General features: G+C 80.0%; 1 protein-coding gene. It reads right to left on the bottom strand.

The genetic code is table 11. From position 1 onward, the window contains the following. Positions 1-409, bottom strand: a 409-nt coding sequence (locus BST12_RS29590) for a hypothetical protein (RefSeq protein WP_211281429.1), incomplete at both ends; no start/stop codon positions are given.

Here is a 409-nt window from a genome sequence, read left to right as displayed (position 1 = left end):
GTCAGACCACTGCCGGCAGCCGCATCCGTGCCTGCGCCGCCACCGCCTCCGGCGCCACCCACACCGCCGGTGCCGCCCGTGCCCGCTTTGCCGGTGGCGCCAGTGGTGCCGCCGGTGCCACCGCTGCCAGTTCCGCCGCCGCCACCACCGGCGCCGGCCGCGCCGCCAATTCCGCCATCGCCGCCGGTGCCACCGACTCCGGTGGTGCTGTCGGCGCCGCTGCCGCCGATTCCGCCGGTGCCGCCCTTGCCGCCGACGCCGCCGGCGCCGCCGGCGCCGTTGGTGCCGCCCACACCGGAGTCGCCGCCCTGGCCGCCTTGGCCGCCGGCGCCGCCAGCGAACCCGGTCCCACCAGTCAGACCACTGCCGGCAGCCGCATCCGTGCCTGCGCCGCCACCGCCTCCGGCGC

It is taken from the genome of Mycobacterium angelicum (genome assembly GCF_002086155.1).
GTDB lineage: Bacteria > Actinomycetota > Actinomycetes > Mycobacteriales > Mycobacteriaceae > Mycobacterium > Mycobacterium angelicum.
Note: the sequence above shows the minus strand (reverse complement) of the source record. Positions and strands in the feature narration are given on the sequence as shown.